The sequence below is a fragment of the Streptomyces axinellae genome (genome assembly GCF_039532135.1).
Taxonomy (GTDB): Bacteria; Actinomycetota; Actinomycetes; order Streptomycetales; family Streptomycetaceae; genus Streptomyces; species Streptomyces axinellae.
The window spans coordinates 15503-33563 of sequence record NZ_BAAARJ010000032.1 but is presented as its reverse complement, the minus strand read 5'-3'; the positions used below and the strand labels follow the sequence as shown (position 1 = coordinate 33563).

The window sequence follows — 18061 nt, the reverse complement described above, 5'->3', positions numbered from 1 at the left end:
TGGTGGCCGTGGCGGCTCCGAAGTGGACTGCTGTCGTGTTGGTGAATCCGGTGCCGGTGAGGGTGACGGTGTTGCCGCCGCTGGTGGGTCCCGAGGTGGGGTTCAGGCTGGTGAGTACGGGTGTGGGGGTGGTGGTGTAGTTGTAGGTGAGGCTGTTGCTGGTGCCGCCGGGGGTGGTGACGTTGACCGGTACGGGACTGGCACCGGCGGGGGCGGTGACGGTGAGTTGGCTGTCGCTGACCACCGTGATGTTGGTGGCCGTGGCGGCTCCGAAGTGGACTGCTGTCGTGTTGGTGAATCCGGTGCCGGTGAGGGTGACGGTGTTGCCGCCGCTGGTGGGTCCCGAGGTGGGGTTCAGGCTGGTGAGTACGGGTGTGGGGGCGGTGGTGTAGCTGTAGGTGAGGCTGTTGCTGGTGCCGAGCGGCGAGGTGACGGTGACAGCGACCGACCCGGTACCCGCCGGGGCGGTAGTGGTGATCTTGCTGTCGCTGACCAGCGTGAACGACGCCGTCGGCACGGTTCCGAACTTTACGATGGTGACGCCGGTGAAGCCGCTGCCGTTGATCGTGACCGCAGTGCCCCCCGCAGGTGGCCCGTGGTTGGGGTTGAGACTGCTGATGAACGGAGCCATCGCATAACTCCTTTCCATGAAACCTGAGCTGTGCCCTGACTGCCACACGGCAGCCAGGGCACAGCAGGAGGGCACGGTTGCGGCGTGCTTGGCCGTCGGCTACCGCCCTGGGGCAAGAGCAGCCCGCCTGTTGGTGCCGGTCCGACCCCTCAGGACTAGGGGGTGACGGTGAACGTGACGGCGTTACTGGGGCCGCCGGGGGTGGTGACGACGACGCTGTAGGCGCCCGTGGCCAGGGCCGGGGGCACGGCGAAGACCACCGTGTTCACATCGATGGGCTGGATATTGTCGGCCGACGTGGGCGGGTTGACCCCGTCGTCGAGTGTCACCGAGGTGACGCCCACGAAGCAGTCGCCGTCGACGATGACGCCCGTCGTCCCGGCCGGTCCTGTGTTGGGGGTCAGGGTGTTGATCGACGGCGCGTCGTAGTACTCGAACTGACCGGGCGCGCCGGTCGCGACGCTTTGGCCGCCGGGACTGGTGACGAGCACGTTCACCGAGTCGACGCAGCCGGCGATAGGGGTGGCGTGGTTCGGGGGAACAGCGGTCAGGTGGGTGTCCGACACGATGCTGGCGGGGGCGACAGAGCCAACCGCGCCGAAGCTCACCAGCGTCGCCGTGGCGAAACCGCTGCCGAAAACGTCGATGGCAGGGTTACCGGTGGCCGGACCAGCGCTGGGCGTCAGCGCCGTGACGGTCGGGGCGCCGAGGAAGAAGAAGGGCTTGGTGTTGCTGTTCACACCTGAGACGGTCACGCTGAGGTTGGCCTGGCCCGAGCACCCCGATGGGACGGTGACAGTGACAGAGGTGTTGCTGGCAAGGTTGGGAGTGACCGTCTTGCTGCCGAGGTTCACCTTGGTCGTGCTCAGGCTCCCCAGGCCAGAGCCGCTGATGGTCAGTGAGTCGCCTGCTTTGCCTGAGGTGGGTGAGATGGTGTTGATGACAGGTGCCATGGCTGATCTCCATTCCTGTTGCTGATCGGCTGGGTACCGCGCTGGGCGGGTAGGGGGAGGCGAGCGGGCGGCACCCGGTGCGCCGTCCTGCAACGCTGTGGTGATCGCCGCGTCGGCCCTCAGCAGGGCGACGGCAGGGGCGGTTTGGCCGCGCAGCTGTTCGGGGTGTTGCCCGATACGTTGGTGGCCAGCAGCGTCGCGGAACCGTCATTCTTGAAGACGCCACCGCCGTTGGACGTGGCGGTGTTGCCGGTGACACTGCTGGCAGTCATCGTCAGCGCCGTGTCGGTGTAGATACCACCGCCGAACGACGCCCGGTTGTCGTGCACGCCCCCAGTGGTAAGGGTGACCGATCCGCCGAGGGCTGCGATGCCGCCACCCACCCCGAGGCCTGCGTCACCGTTGCTCACCGAGACTGAAGTCAAGGTGAGCTGACCGTGAGCGGAGGGCAGTTGAGAAGACCCGTCCACCTCGATGATGCGAAACGCGTCTGCATTCGACGCACGAGTGATCTCGTTGAACATCCCTGTCATGGTGATCGGCGTGGTGATTCTCGGCAGCCCCGCCGGTCCGCCCGAACCACCCGAGCTGTGCGCGCTGGTGAGCGTGTAAGTACAGAACGGCGCAAGGATCAGGTCACCGCCTCCGGCAGCATTGGCTGCATCAACGGCATTGACCAACGCCGTTTCGTTGCAGGGCACGACCTGCGCCTGCACCGTCTGCGCATGGGCTGCCGAGGTGGTGAACACCAGCGCCCCGACAGCGCTGGCCCCGAACAGCAGTCGGAGCATATTGATGGCTCGCACAACGCCCCCTTTGGACGCATGGGCCACTTTCGCCGGTCAGCGCACAAAAACGCACGCCGGCCGGCAACTCCCCGAGAGACGCCCCCGCGGGCCTGGGACAGGCACACGCACCAACGGGCTGTATCCCCCACGGGGTATGGGCAGCCCACCTGATTGGATGACATTAGTAGGTCCCTTGGGCTGCCACGCACGCAAGAGGCGCGGTCCACAATCACCCGGTCGGCGCAGCGTGCGACACCGGCGCCGTCCCACAGAACGACAAGAGAGTGGGGCGGTGTGCGGCCGAGACAGCTGACATCTGTTCGGGACAGAATGGCCGGACTGATGCTGAGCCCGAGCGGTGGCTGCCAGCCCAGGAACGAAGGATTCCCCAACCCCAGGAAGAACACGGTCAATGCTGTGGCTTTTCCTTGAACCTCCTTCATCCTGTGCTGTAGGGGTGAAGTGGGCTGGTCAGCGAGGGCGGTGACATGGCAGAGCCCCTCGTCGTCGGCGTGGTGATCTCACTCATCACACAGGCAACCGAGGGGCTCCATCGGGTTCCGTATCCTTCCATGCTCGACGTCCCGCACGAGCTGGTCGAGCATGTCTCCTGGCTCATCTACGCCCGAAGGCGTGAACTGAACTCGCCGTGGCACACGCTCGGTTGCTTCCACCAGGCCCTCCTCGCCCTGGCACACCTGCGCAAGAACGAGACGTCCGCCCAGCTCGCGCCGGGTTCGGATCTCCGAGGCGACAGCATGGCGGTGCGTGGACGAGACCATCGACGTCCCGGCCAGCTGGGAGTCCGGACTGCGCGAAGCCCAGGCCGGCCTGGGCGAGGGCGACTTCGTCATCGTCGACGGCCCGCTCATCCCGATCGACCACCTCGCCACCGATGAGCCGTACTACTCACAAAAACACCGGAAGCACGGCATGAACGTGCAGGTCATCGCACTACCGGACGAGACGCCCCTGTGGTTCTCACGGGCGACGCCGGGCCGCACGCACGACCTGACCGCGGCCCGCGCCCACGGGACCACCGAAGCCTGCCTCACCCGCCAGACCCCCGTGCTCGCCGACCGCGCCTACCAAGGCGCCGACAACACATTCCGCACGCCGTACCACCGGCATCACGAACTCCCGGAGCACCACCAGCAGTTCAACCGCGACCAAGCTCGCGTGCGCGCCCCTCGAGAACGTGCCTTCGCCCCGCTCAAGTCCTGGCGCCTCCTGCGCAGAGCATGCTGCTCGACCCGCCGCTTCGGCCGTGCCGTCACCGCCGTCCACACTCTCCTGACCTGCAGCTATTCAGGATGAAAGAGGTTCCTTGGGGGCCTGATGAGCGGATGCCCTATCAGGCAACGTTCGCCCGTCGACAGTCAATGCCCTCGGAGAGTGGATGCCCGCTCCGGTCGTTATGCGGCGAGTGTCAGGGCAGCCGGCCGACGGTCGTACTCGTTCGGTGCCTTCCGAGGTGGGATCGCCTGCGGTGGATGCGGCAGCGCGCGGTCCAGCCGAAGACTGCGAGGCGGCAGGCTTGGGCGCCGTCGAAACGGCGGGCGCCCCTGGAGCGTCTCGCGAATGAGGACCTCGTTGAAGCTCTCCGCGAGGGCGTTGTCCGGGCTTGTCCCGACGGCTCCCATGGGCCGGGTCACGACCGACCCTCGCACGGCTGCGCGAACGCCCGGGAGATGTAGTGCGCCCCGTGGCAGCTGTGAAGGCCGGCGCTTTCACTTCTTCCAGCCGTAGTGATCCGTGAGCTCAATCGCCCAGGGCCGGCACTCGCGAGCAGCCGTGTCAACCACGCGTCTGAATGCCGTTGTTCCCCTCGACCGGCCGTAGCGGATGCACAGTTCCAGCAGGTGCTCGACGCAGATCCGGGCGGTTTCGGTACTCAGGCCGGGATAGTCGGCCTGGAACTTGTGGACCAGCGGCGTCATGTCAATTCCCACGTTGTCTCCTCCGTCGCGGTGAAACCCCGACCCGTTTCGGTTCCTCCGACAGGCTGACAAGTGCCGGATGAATCGGGGGACGCGTATGGAAAAACCGTCCCTGCGGTGACGAATTTGTAGGCCGGAATCTTCTGCTGTTCGGTCAGATGTGTGGGATATCCATCCGGGTGAAAACAACGCTGATGAATCCACCGGAGGTCGTGACCGTCACGGGAACGTGCCGGCAGCGCCTGCAAGAACGACGGCGGAGATCCGGGCGTCGGAAGCCTGGTCCGCCCGCGCTACCCCTCGTACCGGCTCCGGGGGGTGTCTCCATGTCCTTGGTCAAGCCGTGGCTGAGGTTCTGGGTTGGTAGAAGGTGCCGTCGCGGAGCATGGCGAACAGGACGCTGATGCGGTGGCGGACGAGGCGGAGGAGGGCCTGTGTATGGGTCTTTCGCCGGGCCCGGCACTTGTCGTAGTAGCTGCGGGAGGCCGGGTCGTGCAGGGCGGCGAAGGCGGACAGGAACATCGCGCGTTCGAGCTGCCGGTTGCCGCCTCTGGGTGCGTGTCAGGGACGGAACCGAACGGGAGCTGGAGCGGGCCGCACCCGTAGGAACGGGGTCACCGGCCTCCGGGAAGAGTGAACCCGGAGGCCGGCGTTCACCGCCTCGCAGTCGCCGGGGCTCGGCTCCTGGCCGCGGACGACGCGGCAGAGACCGACGGCTTACACATAGGTGAAGCCGCCAGGAACGGTGGCGCTGCCACCCGGAGTGGTGACGACTACCGGCTGGTTTCCAAGGGCGCCGGCAGGGGTCGTGCCGAACATCAGAGTGCCGGTCGGGTCGGTGGTCACGCCGGTGGCCGGAATACCGCCGATCGTCACACTGCCACCGCTCAGCCCGGTACCGGCCAGCACGAAGGGCGTGCCTCCCGTGGCGGGGCCGGTGTTCGGGATGATGGTGACGGAGGTCGGGGGCCCCGCGGTGTAGGTGAACCCGCCCGGGACATTGGCGGTACCGGCAGGGGTGATGACGGTGACCGTGGCATTGCCCGCGCCGAGCCCGAGGGGTGTCATGCCGGTCAGGGAGTTCCCGGACGGGTCGACGCTCACGCCGGTGGCCGGCAGACCCCCGAACAGAACGGTGGCGTCAGTCAGGTTGGTGCCGGTGATCGTGAAGGGTGTGCCTCCGGTGACCGGACCGGATACCGGGGCGATCGCCGTGACGGTCGGGGGGAGGACCGGGCTCACGTAGGTGTAGTTCACGGCGTTGCTGGTGCCGAGGGGTGTGGTGACGGTGACAGGAACCGTGCCCGCGGCGTGCGCCGGAGCTGAGACCGCGACCAGGAGGCCGAGGATGTTCTGCGAAATAACGGTTGCCGGATTGCCGCCGAAGGAGACGTTGGTGATGTTGTCCAGCCCCAGGCCGACGAGGAGAACGGCGTTGCCACCGGTCGTGGGCCCACTGATCGGGACGGCCGCGAGCAGCAGGGGCGGCTGGGGAGGCAAGGGGGAGGGAAGGAGCGAATTCTGACCCGGCGCGTTGAGTCCAAGCTGGGCGTTGGTGTTCGCGAGCATGGGTGTGGACATGAATGTTCTCCTGTCGAGGTGATTCCACCAGTGCCGGGCCGAAGTCGCCCGCCCTGGACCATCGACCGCAGTCCGTTGTCGAAAGCCATGGAGTGCGTGCGGCAGCCTGACGCGCAGGAGTACGGCTTTGGCGTTGGCTGCCGGCCCGGGCGGGAGACTCCACCTGTGAGCGCCCCGGAGGATGGCGGGTGAATCTGCCGAAACCGGAGACAGACCTCACGTGGGGGCCTGGCAGAAGAAGGAGAACTCGCCGCAGCCCAACTGCGGGCACTACGGCCGCTCTGCATAATGAGCGAGAACGGGCGGGTGACTGCCAAGCTCCCCGGAAAAGGAATGGGCAACCCACCGGTTCGGACGCCTTCAGTAACCCATAGGGTCAACGCGGCGGCAAGAACAGTGATACATGGTCACCCGTTCGGCGCAAAGCTGCGGTTCGTGCACGAAGGAATCATGTAGGCCGTCTCGGAAGAGGCCAGCCGGATCCCCGGCCTTCTGTCGGCCGGCCGACACCCACGGCGGCCCGGCGAGGCGCGGTAGCAGGCTCGGAGTCATGACGCCGCCGGTGCGGCGACGGTCATTTCGCTGCGGGCCAGACAGCGCAGGCAGCGAGTCTTCCCGAGGAGCGCAGTGCGCTCGCACAGTTTCCCGCCGAAACCCTGGCAGGACACGGGCAGACCTGTGCGCGGTGGCGCGGAGGCCAGGTGGGACTGATCGCGGCAGGCCACGCACACTCGGTCTCCCGGAGCCGCAGGGTCGAGCACAACTGGGTGCCGGCAGGTCATGCACCACGCGTGAACACGCTTTGCAGGCCGTTCGGTTACGGGGGGCGGGGCGCCGGCCGCGCGGCCCGCTTCGCAATCCGGGCATACCCCACCAGGGCTGGGCGTGCCGGTGTGCTCGGCACGCACGCCGTGCGCGAGGCGCTCGGCGCGGCGGCGCGCCGCCAGAGAGGCTCGGCACTCCTCGCAGCAGGCACCGGAAGCCCACAGCATGCCTTCCTCGCACTCTGCCTGCGCACATCCCCAACGGGGCAGCGCCACACCAAGCAGCCAGCGGCCCGGGGACCGGATGTCGGCAGCGACAATCGATGCGAACCGACGCCGCAATCGATCGCTCAACCGAGCCGCCTCCGTACCAGCACGCAACTGACGGCCGACCTCACGGGCGATGCACCGCTGCTCCCAGGAAGTGGCCTGTTTGAGCAGCCAGTGCACCGGCTCCAGCACGTGATAGATCCGCGGGCTCAGGGTCAGCACGGGCCCGTCGTAACGCCCTTCGAACCTGCCCGGAGATGGTGGTGGGGGGTGGTGATCCGCGCGCGGCACGAAACGGTCCTGGCTCCCTCGAGGCGCGCTGGGGGGCGGCGAGTTTTCCACACCTTCGCGTACCTGTACTTCGCCTACGGCGGGTGCGTACAGCGCGCGGTCGTCCTCCGGTGAACAGCTCAGGTGGTCTTCCCTATACGTGAGCGATCCCGCACAAACAGCCGAACCCGATCCGTCACCAACCGCCGGTCGCTCGGGCGATGCTGAGCCGCTGCCACCCACCTGCGCCGGGATATCCACAGGAGCGCCGACAGCGCCACCGGATCCGCCGGGCACGGGCGCGGTATGAGGCAGCCCGGTGCGCTCGTCAGGCGGAATGTCGTGAGGGTGAAACTGGTGACGACCGCGCCCTCCCGCCCGGCGCTCCACCGTCACCCACCCGACCGACTCCAACGCATCGACAACCCGCCCAGCAGCCGCGGCCGTCACCGGACAGCCCGCACGAACACCGCGAGCATGACGCAAGAACTGCGCCAGCTCCGCCTCGGCCAGAGGAATGTGACGGGCTGAGGCGTAGACGATGACCGCGTAAGCACGCAGCTGCCGGGGCGTCAGGTCCTCGCACGCCGCCACAGGCAGCCACACGAACCGCTCAGCCCGGCCCACCTGCCGAAGCCTGCGCACCGCGGTATCACCATCCCCGCCAGGTTTGCTGCGCCGTGTCGAGGACAGCTCGACCACGCCGTCATCGGCCGCCGGGCGGGCGAGCTGTGCCAGGCCGCGCTCGACGGAGGAGACCGACATGCCCAGGTACCCGGCCAGAGTGCGGGTCCCAGCTGTACAGCCCTCAGCACGCTGCGCCAGCGCGGCAACCTTCAGGTAGACGGCGAGCGCGACGTCCTCATAGCCGGCCGACGCCACGAGCCGCCACGGCACCCGCACGCGCTGACGCCGCCTGGGCCCCGCCGTCACCACATCCCCCTGCCTCGTGGATCCGGAACGAGGACGGGTTGCAGTGAGGGGCCAGGCCCGCCCTTCACCGACATCATCCCGGAGAGGCTCGACAGCCTGATACCAGTCACGTTTGCGCAGCGGTCGGCCCAGTAGGATGGCCGGATATCGGGTACACGGGAATGCCAATGCTGGCACCGCCCGACGAGGTCATGCACAATGGCTCCTGTCGCGGGGCTTCTACCTCACGGCACGACGAAGCCCCCTAATGGTGCTTCTGGTTTCTGGGCGAAACCTGTGTCGAACTGTTCGATCGGCTCTCACCGGACGAACAATCCCTTCGGGGCTCTCTCAAGCCCTGGTGGCAGATGGGCGCCGAACCTGTCGGTGACTCCTACATCACCGACAGACGGAGCGACCCGGGGCGGCAGGAAGATCCGTTGAGCACGGACACCGCTCTCCCCGGTGGACTACGTCATCCCCGCCCCCTCATCACCAGAGGTACGAGCTGGTGCAGACGCACCAACACCCCGCCGAAGGGGGCGCAAGACTCCTCCTTCCTGACTGGCTTCTGGGCAGCCCTTTCCTCCACAGCCGTGGTTCACGGCCGGCCGCCGTGACGCCAATGGCAGCCGCTTCGTAGCCCTTGCTGCGAAGTCGATGCCCCTCACCAGGTCATGGACCGTGGGAATGGGTGCGGCGTAGATCGTTGCTGTGGCGATGTGTTTCCGGCATGGCAGGCGGAGGTTTCGCTTGCTGCCGTGCTCGATCCGGACGAGCGCGCCAAGCTCCCGGAGGTAGGAGACGTGGCCCTTGACGTTGGACTCCGACATTTTCAGACGCGCGACAGTGCCTTGAGGGTCGTAAAACACAATGCGGCGGCTGTAGTCCATGCGCTGGGACCAGTCCCGGGCAATGCGCATAGTGGTGGATCGGGCCTTGGGGTGCAGGGCGCTCAGGGCGTAGTCCGGCGTCGGCAAACCAGGTGACCGCGCGGATCCAGGCCCGTGGGTCGGCGCGGTGGGAGGCGGTGTGCGGAACGTCCTGGCCGCACCTTGGGACTTTCCCGAGGTGCAGGACCGATGTGTCGGGCCGGGGGGCCGTATGCGGGACTACGGACAGGGTGCCCGCCGGGGTGCTGGATGGCTCAACATTCCTCGCCCAAGGCACGTTGACCTGGCGAAGGACAGCACTATGCTGCATGGTGGACTCGTCGACCTCTCCGGAAGACAGCAGAATGAGAAGCCGAAGAATCTACTCATCAGCTTCTCACGCAAAGAAAGAAGTAGCCGAAGGCGGCAGCCTTCTGGACCCCTTGAACTTGCAGGTGTGCGGCGAAGAACAGCGTCTCTTCCCCCGGCAAGAGCTATGAAGTCCCACTGGACCGATTCGAGTAGTGACCGGGCCAAAGGGCCCTGGCAAGTCAAGTCGGTTAAGCGTCGAACTCTCCCTGCTGACCCAGCCGCAGCAGGCTGCCGCGCAGCCGAGGGTCTCGGCGAAACACTCAGTTTCGGTACTCGGCCTGCGGAGGATGTCGTGACCGCTGTGCAATCACTTCCGCGGTGGAAATCCTGTCATGTATGCGCCCCTTGACATGCTGGCCTTCCACTCCCTGTAGAGGCGACCGATGTCGGTCTGAATGCAGCGGGGGAGAAGCTGCCGAAGACATGAACAACCCTGCCGGGGGCGGGTGTGCTCGCGCGCTACCCAAGTGAAGCCTCCAGTGCCATGCAAGGGACGTGCAGGTACTACGGATCACACTTACCGCGCCTCGGCGCTGGCCCCTGTCCCCCGGAAACAGGGGCCGGTAGCTATTTCGGATATGAATATCCGTGAAGTCCATGACCCCCAATTGTGGCCAGGGCTGAGCCTACCTCTCCGGAGAGCAGGGAACCGATCCAGCGACCATCTTCACTCCGTCGTGTCACTGTGCGACCTTCTATCTGAATTGCATCAGCTGAACCGCTCGCTCGGCTTGGAGCTTGTAACACGACAAGACCCGTCGGCGGCCGGGCGTGAACCGCGCCGAGGCACAAGGCATCGCTGGTACTTACCAAGACGACATGGCTGTCGACCCTGGCCAGGGTTCGCGTGACGTCGTTGACACTGGACACGGCGGCTGCGGTCCTTGAACGGGGTCTTCCCCAACGTGGATCAGGCGGGGTTGATCACCTGTTTCCCCGGTCGGCCGGTGCCGGGCAGTAGCCTCGCTCAGCCTCACGCACGGGTGGGGGAGATATCCAGGAAGTCCTGGGGCCGGTCCAGTGCGTACGTGTGCAGTTCGGAGAACAGGTTGAGGTGCTGCTTCGCGAGGACACCGGCCCCTCGTGCCACCGCCCAAGCCGACGCCAGCAGGTCTGTCCAGAACCGAATCCCCGTTTCCAGTAGGAGTAGTTGCAAGCTGTTGTCGCTGGAGAGCACCGACAAAACCCCCTGGGAGACTGCCGGTCACCCACCAGCTTCGGGACCTCTTCCTTCTGCTGGCAGGACAGGGGCAACGGCTCGTTGAGTGCCCACACTTCGCCGTCCGCGATCCATGATCCGTTCCCCCTTCGGGCCCCACGAACGGCGGAGATCGTCGTAGTGGTCACGCCCGACCAGCACACCTCATTATGAGACGCTCGTGTTCCGCGCTCTTGGCAACCCAGCGCGCCGATATGCACCTCCGCCATGCCCCCACGTCAAGCCCTGAACGGACAGAGCGCTTTCGTCGCGGCTGGTGCAACAGACGATGAAGCCCGATCGTGGCGACCCCGCTTTGTCCAGCCCTCATGGGACGCGAGCTCTGAATACATCCGCAGTGCAATTGGGCGACCACAGTGCACGAGCGGCTTCTTCCTGCCCGCCAATCCGTATCCAGGCTCAGCTGGCAGATTACGGCGGTACATCTATGGCCCTGTTGCGTCAACCGTCTCCCCGCGGGCGCAGGCACTCTCCCGGGGGTCGCGAGCGGAAGACCGGTGCCAGTGAGCCTCCCGGCAACTCGCGTCCGGAGAGCCCGAGGGCCTCGGAAGAGGGCGCTGGGAAAAGGGTCCGTCACATGGGGCTATGCCTGTTCGGCGCGTGCGGACTCCGGTTGGCGCCGGTAGATGACCGTGAACCGCTCAGCCAGCATCACAGTCACCACCACCCGTAGAGCCTGACCGCTCTCAGCGAATTCGGTGCGTGTCACCACAGTGGCCGGATGCCCGGCGACACCGTGCAGCGACCGCCCCTCAGCATCGTCTGCCGGCCGGACCGACAGCTCGTCCTCCCACCACGGCGCATCCGCCGTGACGTCGGCGGCTTTGACTACGTATGTGGTCACCAGCTGTGCCGGGTGCTCGTCGTGGCGGAACACCTGCCGCAGCCGCAACACCTCCTTACCAGGCACGATGCCCAGCTGTCGCGCTACCGCACCCGACACCGCCACCGTCCCCATCTCTTCCACCACTTCCGGTAAAAGCGTCGCCTCGCCCTCCTCGAGCCGGAACGGCGCCCCCACGGGAAAGGTCTCGTTGCGCAGCAACCGCTTCGGCTCCGGCCGCTCCCGCACATAGGTGCCGTCGCCTGTACGCGCCTGGAGCAGCCCCTCGGCCGCAAGGATCTTGCGCGCCTCCAGGATCACAGTGTCAGAAACGCCAAATTGCTCCTGCAACTCCGATAGGCTGGGGATACGGTCACCAGGCTTGAGGGTGCCGCCCTTGATCTGTCCTCTCAGCGCGTCGGCGACACGCCGGTAGGCCGTCATTTCCCTAGGCACAGCACTCCTCGCTCCTCCTCGACGTACAGGAATGCCCTTGTCTCCTGAGCGAGGTGTCGCTCCGGAGACAAGGGCGCGCACACCCGGAGAACCGGTGGTACACGTGTGGCGGCTCAAAAACTGTCCGCCCTACGGGCGGTGTGTCCGACGGCCATGACTTCAAATCATCGCACGGCGGTTAAGCCGTTCAGCGGGATTACTGCACCATGCGGCCGTCTATTGCCACGAAGCGGGTGGCAGGAGTGTAGAGTGGCGGGGCTATACATCTCCTCGCAGGGCTCCCTGGTCCAATTACCCGGAACGTGCGTCCCAGATGTGCCTTGAGCGCCGAGTGACGCGATTTCGCAAAGGTGTTCACGCCCTGGTCTGTCCGTAGGGCCTCCCCACAAACCCCCTGGATCGCTCTTTCGCTGGCTCATCGCGGCTGCAGCGTTGGAAGCGGCCGGTATTCCCCGGCGGGAAGACCGATCGAGGTGGTCAAGAAACAGCCGGGGTCCCCGCTCCTTTCGCAGGGAGAGGGGAGGCAGATGCATCGCGTGGTGACGGTGCCGCGACTCACGCTTGGTCGGCGCGGGCCCACACGGATGGGTGAACAGCGCAATCTGAGAGAACCGCGTGACCCCGGCCAGCGTCGTGTTCGACACCTGCTTTGGAGAGAGGGTGTGCGGGGTGTGCCCAATGGCACGGTCAAGACGACCGGCAGCTCCGGGGCCGGGGCGTCCTCCGGGTCGAGGGTGGCGTGCTCGGGCATGAGGTCGGCGACGGCCGTGCGGATGGCGCCGCGGCTGACGCCGTGCTGGCGAGCGAGGGCGGCGATCGAGCGGCCTTCCAGGTACGCGGTGCGCACGGCGTCGGTCTTCGCCGCGGTGATGGCCGGGCGCCGTCCGCCCTTGCTGCCCTTGGCCTCGGCGGCTCGCAGCCCGTCGTAGGTCAGCTCGCGTTGGAGGTCGCGCTGGAGTTCGCCGGCGGCGGCGAGGGTCTGCACCGTGAACTTCACGGTGGACAGCAGCTCGCCGGTGCGCGGGTGGCGGGCGGTGAGGTCCATGGCGGAGAACGCGCCGTCGTGGATGCGCAGGGCGAGGCGGTCGCGGTGCAGGACGTCGAGCACGTGGAGGATGTGCTGGTTGCCGCGCACGAGGCGGAACATCTCGGAGATGTGCACGGTGTCGCCCGGCCGCGCGTACTTCAGCAGCTCGCCGAACTTCGGCCGCTGAAGCGGGTGGAGGCGGCTGGAGGTGCCGGCCTCTTCCTCGAAGACGATCGGGTCCTCGATGTTGGCCTCGGCCAGGACGAGGTTCTGACGGGCGGTCGACTGCTGGTCGGTCGATACCCGCTTGTAGACGAGATTGGCTACGCTCTTCCCCGCTCCTGTCGGCGCATCGGACCTCGTCTGTCATCTAACCCTGTCGTCAACCGTCATCGGATCCTTGGGTTCTAGAGGTGGTTGCACCACCTGACCCTGCGGGGTGTTGCGATGGCCAAGCTGACAGAGGGGGGCCAGTTCACGCTGTCGAAGCCAGCCGGCCGCTCATCCGTGTGCTGACTCATGGCCTTGCGCAGCAGGCTTCAGCCGTGCCGGGCCGCCCGCCGGTACGCCGACGGCGTGGTTGCGAACAGATCGGCGAAGGCCTGCCGCAGCGTCTCGGTCGTTCGCAGCCCGCACTGTCGGGCGATGGTGGAGAGAGGCAGGCCGGTGGCCGCCAGCTGATGGGCGGCGGCTTCGGCGCGCACGGCGCGCACGTGCCGGGCGGGCGTGGTGCCAAGCTCCGCGGCGAACAGCCGGGTGAGATGGCGGGGGCTCACCCCGGCGATTCGCGCCAGGGTGGCAGCGTCGAGGTCGGCGTCCAGGTGGGCGGTGATGTGTTCGCAGACCTCTCGAATCAGCCGGTGCTCGGGCGGCGGCGCCGCCAGGTGCATGCTCACCTGCGCCTGGTTGCCTGGCCGCTGCAGGTACGCGACCAGCGACCGGGCCACCTGGCGGGCCAGCGCCGAGCCGTGGTCCTGCTCCACCAGGGCGAGCGAGAGGTCGATCGCGCTGGTGACGCCCGCCGAGGTATGGACGTTGCCATCAGAGACGAACAGTGACGCGGGGTCCACGGTGACGGCCGGGTACCGGCCGGCCAGTTCCGCCGCCCACATCCAGTGCGTGGTCGCCTGACGCCGGTCCAGCAGGCCGGCCGCGGCCAGCAGGGTGGCGCCTGTGCACACCGAGACCACCCGACGGCTGAGCCCGGCCAGGCGGCGCAGGTGGACGAGCAGCCGGGCGTCCTCGGCAGCGGCCTCGTGCCCCGGCCCGCCCGCCACCACCACGCTGTCCAATCGGCCGCCGACCCGCTCCAGGGCGCCGGCGGCGAGTGTCAGGCCGCAGCTCGTCCGCACCGGCAGGCCACCGAGCGAGACCAGCTCGACCCGGTATCCAGGTTCCGCGCCACAGCGCGTGGCCGCGTCGAACACGCCTGCCGGGCAGGAGATGTCGAGCAGCTCGGTATCCGGGTACCCGATCACGACCACGCGGCGCATCAGCGACTCCTGGTGTCCGAAAGACAGGGATCACAGGATTCCAGACACGGTCCGCCCGACGGCCGCTCACCCCGACAAAGCTGGAGGCATGACAGCGACCAGGACCATCGCGTTCGTGCTCTACCCCGGCCTGACCGCCCTCGACTTCGTCGGGCCGCTCCAGGTCATCAGCGCCTTGCAGGAATTCGGACTCGGCTTCGAGGCCGTCACGGTGGCAGCGGCCCGGGAGCCGCTGCCGACGGACAGCTCGGTGTCCGTGACCGCCTCCCACACCTTCGAGCAGGTGCCCGCCCCGTACGGCCTGATCGTCCCGGGCGGCGGTGCCCCGACCTTCGCCGCCCTCGCGGACGAACAGCTGACCGGCTACGTCCGGCAGGCGGCCCGCAGCGCCAAGGTGGTGGCTTCGGTCTGCACCGGCTCGCTGATCCTCGGGTCCGCCGGTCTGCTCGAGGGCCGCGAGGCGGTCACCCACTGGGCTGCCATGCCGATGCTCCGCGCCTTCGGCGCGACACCCGTGTCCCGGCGCTGGGTCGCGGACGGGCACGTGCTCACGGCCGCCGGAGTGGCGGCGGGCATCGACATGGCCCTGCACTTGGCCGCCGAACTGGTGGGCGAGGATGCTGCCCGGATGATTCAGGCCGCCATCGAGTACGACCCGCAGCCGCCGCTCGGCCCGATCGACTGGGATCGCGTGGACCGCGCGTCCATGGAGTCCTCGATCAAGTCGATGGCCGAGAAAGGCCTGGCAGACCAGCCAGAGCTACTCGCCCGCCTCACTACGGCCGGCGGGGCCCAGAGCGTGTCCCCTTGACGGCCCGGTGTCCCATTGCCGACACGAGCCGCACCGTAGTGATGATCGAGGCTCGGGCCGTGCGGCGGCGGCAACGCCGACCTGGTCGGCCGGCGGCTGCTGGAGCCGGGTGTGCGGATCGCCGCGCCGGGCACACCGGGCAGCGAACTCGCCCCCCGAGATCGTCCCCGCAAGCGCCGCCCGGGCTCGACCCGGATGTGCTGCTGGCCGGATGGCCGCAGCGGCTTGGCCCCGCCGACTGGGCGGTGTTCAAGCCGCGCCGGGGCGCCTTCTCCCGCACCTGCTTGGAGGAACTGCTCACCGAACTCGGCGCCCACACGCCGGTGTTCGCCGGCTGCGACTTGCCCAACCCCCAGCAGCAGTGTGACCTCCCTGCAGGCCGTCCCTGAAGCCTCAGGTGTACCTGCGGGAGCGTTCCAGCCGCGCCGCAGTCAGCTCGGCGAAGCGCCCCAGTACCAGGTCCCGGTGGAGAGCCGGGACCCGCCAGACGGCGAGGGGCTCCGGCAGCGCGGATGCGCGCCCCCGGAGCCCGTGGGGAAGTGCCGGGGTGGCGGGGTCAGGACGTGGCGGCGGGTTCGGCGGGTGCTGCTTCGGCGGGGGCGGTCTTCGCCTTGTTGAGGCCGGGGGTGTGGTTGAACAGGAGGTTGAGCAGGAAGGCGGCGATGGTGGCGCTGGTGATGGCGCTGCCGCCGATGATCTGCACCCGGGTGGGGAAGGTGTGGTAGATCGTCGGGGCGACGACGGGGAGCATGCCGATCCCGATGGAGACGGCGACGATGAGCAGGTTGTTGGTGCCGTCGAACTCGACCTTGCGCAGGGTGTTGATGCCGACCGCGGTGACGGTGGCGAACGCCACCAGGCCGGCGCCGCCGACGACCGGTCCGGGCAGGGAGGCGACGACGTCGCCGAGCTTGGGGATGAGGCCGAGCAGGACGAGGATGCCGCCGGCGACGTAGCGGCTGCGGACCCTGGTCATGCCGACCAGGCCACCAGGCCGACGTTCTGCGCGAAGACGGTGACGATCACGGACACCTCCCGCCAATGGATACCCCCAGCAGCCACAGCCGTGCCCTGAACCACACACCGCGACGCGAGGGTGGGGCCAAAACACACTGCCGCGGCTTGGCCATCGCAACACCCTCGCAGGGTCAGGTGTTGCAACCACCTCTAGAACCCCAGCTGACAGACGGGGCCAGTTCACGCTGTCGAAGCCACCAGGCGGAGGGTGCCGAAGGTCCGGAGGGAGATCCCGGCTGCGCACTCAGCTGCGATGCGGCCGAGGAGCCACTGCCGCCGATGGCCTACCGGGCCTTCGCATGGGCACGCATCTGTTCTGCCAGCCGCCCTAGTTCGGCCGCCGTCGCAGGGGAGACGTCGCTGAGCCCGCTGTGTACGGCCGTCGGGCTGCGCAGGAAGCGCCGCAGCAGGGCCACGAGCAGCCCTTCCGGCAGGGTCTGCAGTGCGGCGAACGCTCGGGGGGCCGGCGGGGTCGGCAGGGCGGCGAGGTTCTGCCGCATGAGGTGGAGCATGCCGCGGACCGCGTCGGGATCGTCGGCCAGCGCTACCGGGCCGCCCGCCGCGTACACCGCCTGCCCGAGGGGTACCTCGAACGCGGCGTGTGTCTTGAGCCAGGCATCCATCCGCGGCTCGGCCTTGGCTTTGATCCCGGCGGTGCGGAACTCCCGGACGACCCGTTCCAGGCGCGGGGTGGTTCGGCCGTCGGGTTCGCCGATCGGCATTGGGACCCGGCTGGTCATGAAGTTGGTCGCGCGGTAGCGGACTACGTCGCCGTCCATCGTGCCGCCCAGTGCCGGGAAGCCGAGCAGTACTCGCTCGTGGCCGATCGCCGCGCCCAGCGGCTCCGCGCCGCCCGCCCAGTTGTGCAGGAACAGCACGTCGCCTTCGAGGCCGGCGAGTGACTCCAGCACCGCGTCAACTTGATGGGTGCGGACGAGGACGGCGGTCAGGCCGTACCCGCCGGCCGGGTGCTCGACCACCGGTACGGGTACCCGCCTGACGGCAGGGCTGTCTTCCTCGGCGAGCTGCACGCCGTGCCGGCGCAGGGAGGCCAGACGCTCGCCCCGGGCGAGGAGCGAGACGTCGAGCCCGGCCTCATGCAAGCGGGCGGCGAACAGGCTGCCGCAGACCCCGGCGCCGTAGACGAGCAGTTTCATGACAACCTCTCCCACATGAGTTAAACGTTCGTTTTAATCGAACGTCTGTATAGTACGGCACATGGCGCTATCCGATACCCGGACCAAGATCCTCGACGCGGCCGAACGCCTCTTCGCCGAGCACGGCTACCGCGGCACCTCGGTCCGCGCGATCACCGACCTTGCCGGAGCGAACCTGGCCGCCGTCGGCTATCACTTCGGCTCGAAGGCGGAACTCCTGGCCGCGGTCGCCCGCCGCGTGACCGAGCCCATCACCGTCGCCCAGAGCGCCGGGCTCGACAAACTGCTCGCCCGGACTCCGGACCCGCCGGTCGCCGAACTGGTGGAAGCATTCGCAGGGCCGCTCTTCGACGGGATGCCCGCCGGCGATGAGAGCGGAGCCCGGACGTCCCGGCTGATCGTGACGATCCTCAGCGACCCGGCCGAGGAGGCGCGCAACTGGACCGGCCCGGATGAGGACACGGTCGGCGAGCGCTACCTGGCGGCTTTCGCGCGCGCACTGCCCGGCCTTGCCCCACAGGAGCTGTTGTTCCGGATGCGGGGGATCCTCGCCGTGACGGCCGTGGACCGCGTCGAGGTCTACAACCCGCCCTCCCCTGCCTGCCCGACGGCGACGGAAGGCGAGGAGGCCCGGCACTGGGCGATCACGTTCCTGACGGCAGCAATGAGCGCGCCACCGACCCGGGCCTGACGATAAGCCTGGGG

13 protein-coding genes and 2 pseudogenes are annotated in these 18061 nt (G+C 67.9%); 3 read left to right on the top strand and 12 right to left on the bottom strand.

Annotation, left to right across the window (positions count from 1 at the left end):
* The 3 genes from ABD339_RS31455 to ABD339_RS31445 all read right to left on the bottom strand — a co-directional run.
* Nucleotides 1–631 (bottom strand): IPT/TIG domain-containing protein (locus ABD339_RS31455; RefSeq protein ID WP_344570577.1); only part of this gene is annotated, 631 nt, incomplete at its 3' end.
* 155 nt (nt 632–786) lie between these two features.
* Nucleotides 787–1584 carry an IPT/TIG domain-containing protein gene (locus ABD339_RS31450; RefSeq protein ID WP_344570576.1) on the bottom strand — a complete coding sequence of 266 codons (798 nt, stop codon included), beginning with the start codon at nt 1582–1584 and terminating at the stop codon, nt 787–789.
* Between the two features lie 119 nt (nt 1585–1703).
* The gene (locus ABD339_RS31445; RefSeq protein ID WP_344570575.1) at nt 1704–2390 is read right to left on the bottom strand and encodes a hypothetical protein; all 687 of its coding nucleotides are present in this window, start codon (nt 2388–2390) and stop codon (nt 1704–1706) included.
* Nucleotides 2391–2884: 494 nt separating this feature from the next.
* Here ABD339_RS31445 and ABD339_RS31440 point away from each other — a divergent pair.
* Nucleotides 2885–3689: pseudogene (locus ABD339_RS31440) on the top strand (transposase family protein).
* A gap of 413 nt (nt 3690–4102) precedes the next feature.
* Here the strand turns inward: ABD339_RS31440 and ABD339_RS31430 are convergent.
* From ABD339_RS31430 to ABD339_RS31400, 7 genes and pseudogenes are all read right to left on the bottom strand, one after another.
* Nucleotides 4103–4324, bottom strand: coding sequence for a hypothetical protein (locus ABD339_RS31430; RefSeq protein WP_344570574.1), 222 nt, complete (start codon nt 4322–4324; stop codon nt 4103–4105).
* A 324-nt stretch (nt 4325–4648) separates the two neighbouring features.
* Nucleotides 4649–4873: pseudogene (locus ABD339_RS31425) on the bottom strand (IS110 family transposase); the annotation flags it as partial.
* Nucleotides 4874–5029: 156 nt separating this feature from the next.
* Nucleotides 5030–5893, bottom strand: coding sequence for an IPT/TIG domain-containing protein (locus ABD339_RS31420; RefSeq protein ID WP_344570573.1), 864 nt, complete (start codon nt 5891–5893; stop codon nt 5030–5032).
* 548 nt (nt 5894–6441) lie between these two features.
* Nucleotides 6442–8100, bottom strand: a complete 1659-nt coding sequence (locus ABD339_RS31415) for a hypothetical protein (RefSeq protein WP_344570572.1) — start codon at nt 8098–8100, stop codon at nt 6442–6444.
* Nucleotides 8101–11155: 3055 nt separating this feature from the next.
* Nucleotides 11156–11839 (bottom strand): GntR family transcriptional regulator, encoded by a 684-nt coding sequence (locus ABD339_RS31410; protein WP_344570571.1) that lies wholly within the window; start codon nt 11837–11839, stop codon nt 11156–11158.
* 427 nt (nt 11840–12266) lie between these two features.
* Nucleotides 12267–13139 (bottom strand): recombinase family protein, encoded by an 873-nt coding sequence (locus ABD339_RS31405; protein ID WP_425576158.1) that lies wholly within the window; start codon nt 13137–13139, stop codon nt 12267–12269.
* Between the two features lie 278 nt (nt 13140–13417).
* A complete protein-coding gene (locus ABD339_RS31400) occupies nt 13418–14371 on the bottom strand; it encodes a GlxA family transcriptional regulator (RefSeq protein ID WP_344570570.1) in 954 nt (317 codons plus the stop codon).
* Between the two features lie 88 nt (nt 14372–14459).
* Here ABD339_RS31400 and ABD339_RS31395 point away from each other — a divergent pair, with 88 nt between their 5' ends.
* Complete coding sequence (locus ABD339_RS31395; protein WP_344570569.1) at nt 14460–15182, top strand: DJ-1/PfpI family protein; 723 nt, start codon at nt 14460–14462, stop codon at nt 15180–15182.
* Nucleotides 15183–15738: 556 nt separating this feature from the next.
* On the opposite strand, the gene ABD339_RS31390 is transcribed toward ABD339_RS31395, so the two are convergent.
* Both ABD339_RS31390 and ABD339_RS31385 read right to left on the bottom strand, forming a co-directional pair.
* Nucleotides 15739–16158 carry a solute carrier family 23 protein gene (locus tag ABD339_RS31390; protein ID WP_425576155.1) on the bottom strand — a complete coding sequence of 140 codons (420 nt, stop codon included), beginning with the start codon at nt 16156–16158 and terminating at the stop codon, nt 15739–15741.
* A 325-nt stretch (nt 16159–16483) separates the two neighbouring features.
* On the bottom strand, nt 16484–17356 hold the full coding sequence (locus tag ABD339_RS31385) for a ketopantoate reductase family protein (RefSeq protein WP_344570568.1): 873 nt from the start codon (nt 17354–17356) through the stop codon (nt 16484–16486).
* A 61-nt stretch (nt 17357–17417) separates the two neighbouring features.
* Here ABD339_RS31385 and ABD339_RS31380 point away from each other — a divergent pair, with 61 nt between their 5' ends.
* Nucleotides 17418–18047, top strand: a complete 630-nt coding sequence (locus tag ABD339_RS31380; protein ID WP_344570567.1) for a TetR/AcrR family transcriptional regulator — start codon at nt 17418–17420, stop codon at nt 18045–18047.
* Nucleotides 18048–18061: the final 14 nt, after the last annotated feature.

Coding starts and splice junctions, on each gene's coding strand:
- ABD339_RS31450 (WP_344570576.1), bottom strand. CDS start 1,584: ATGGCACCTGTCATCAACACCATCTCACCCACCTCAGGCAAAGCAGGC.
- ABD339_RS31420 (WP_344570573.1), bottom strand. CDS start 5,893: ATGTCCACACCCATGCTCGCGAACACCAACGCCCAGCTTGGACTCAAC.
- ABD339_RS31410 (WP_344570571.1), bottom strand. CDS start 11,839: ATGACGGCCTACCGGCGTGTCGCCGACGCGCTGAGAGGACAGATCAAG.
- ABD339_RS31400 (WP_344570570.1), bottom strand. CDS start 14,371: ATGCGCCGCGTGGTCGTGATCGGGTACCCGGATACCGAGCTGCTCGAC.
- ABD339_RS31395 (WP_344570569.1), top strand. CDS start 14,460: ATGACAGCGACCAGGACCATCGCGTTCGTGCTCTACCCCGGCCTGACC.
- ABD339_RS31390 (WP_425576155.1), bottom strand. CDS start 16,158: ATGACCAGGGTCCGCAGCCGCTACGTCGCCGGCGGCATCCTCGTCCTG.
- ABD339_RS31385 (WP_344570568.1), bottom strand. CDS start 17,356: ATGAAACTGCTCGTCTACGGCGCCGGGGTCTGCGGCAGCCTGTTCGCC.
- ABD339_RS31380 (WP_344570567.1), top strand. CDS start 17,418: ATGGCGCTATCCGATACCCGGACCAAGATCCTCGACGCGGCCGAACGC.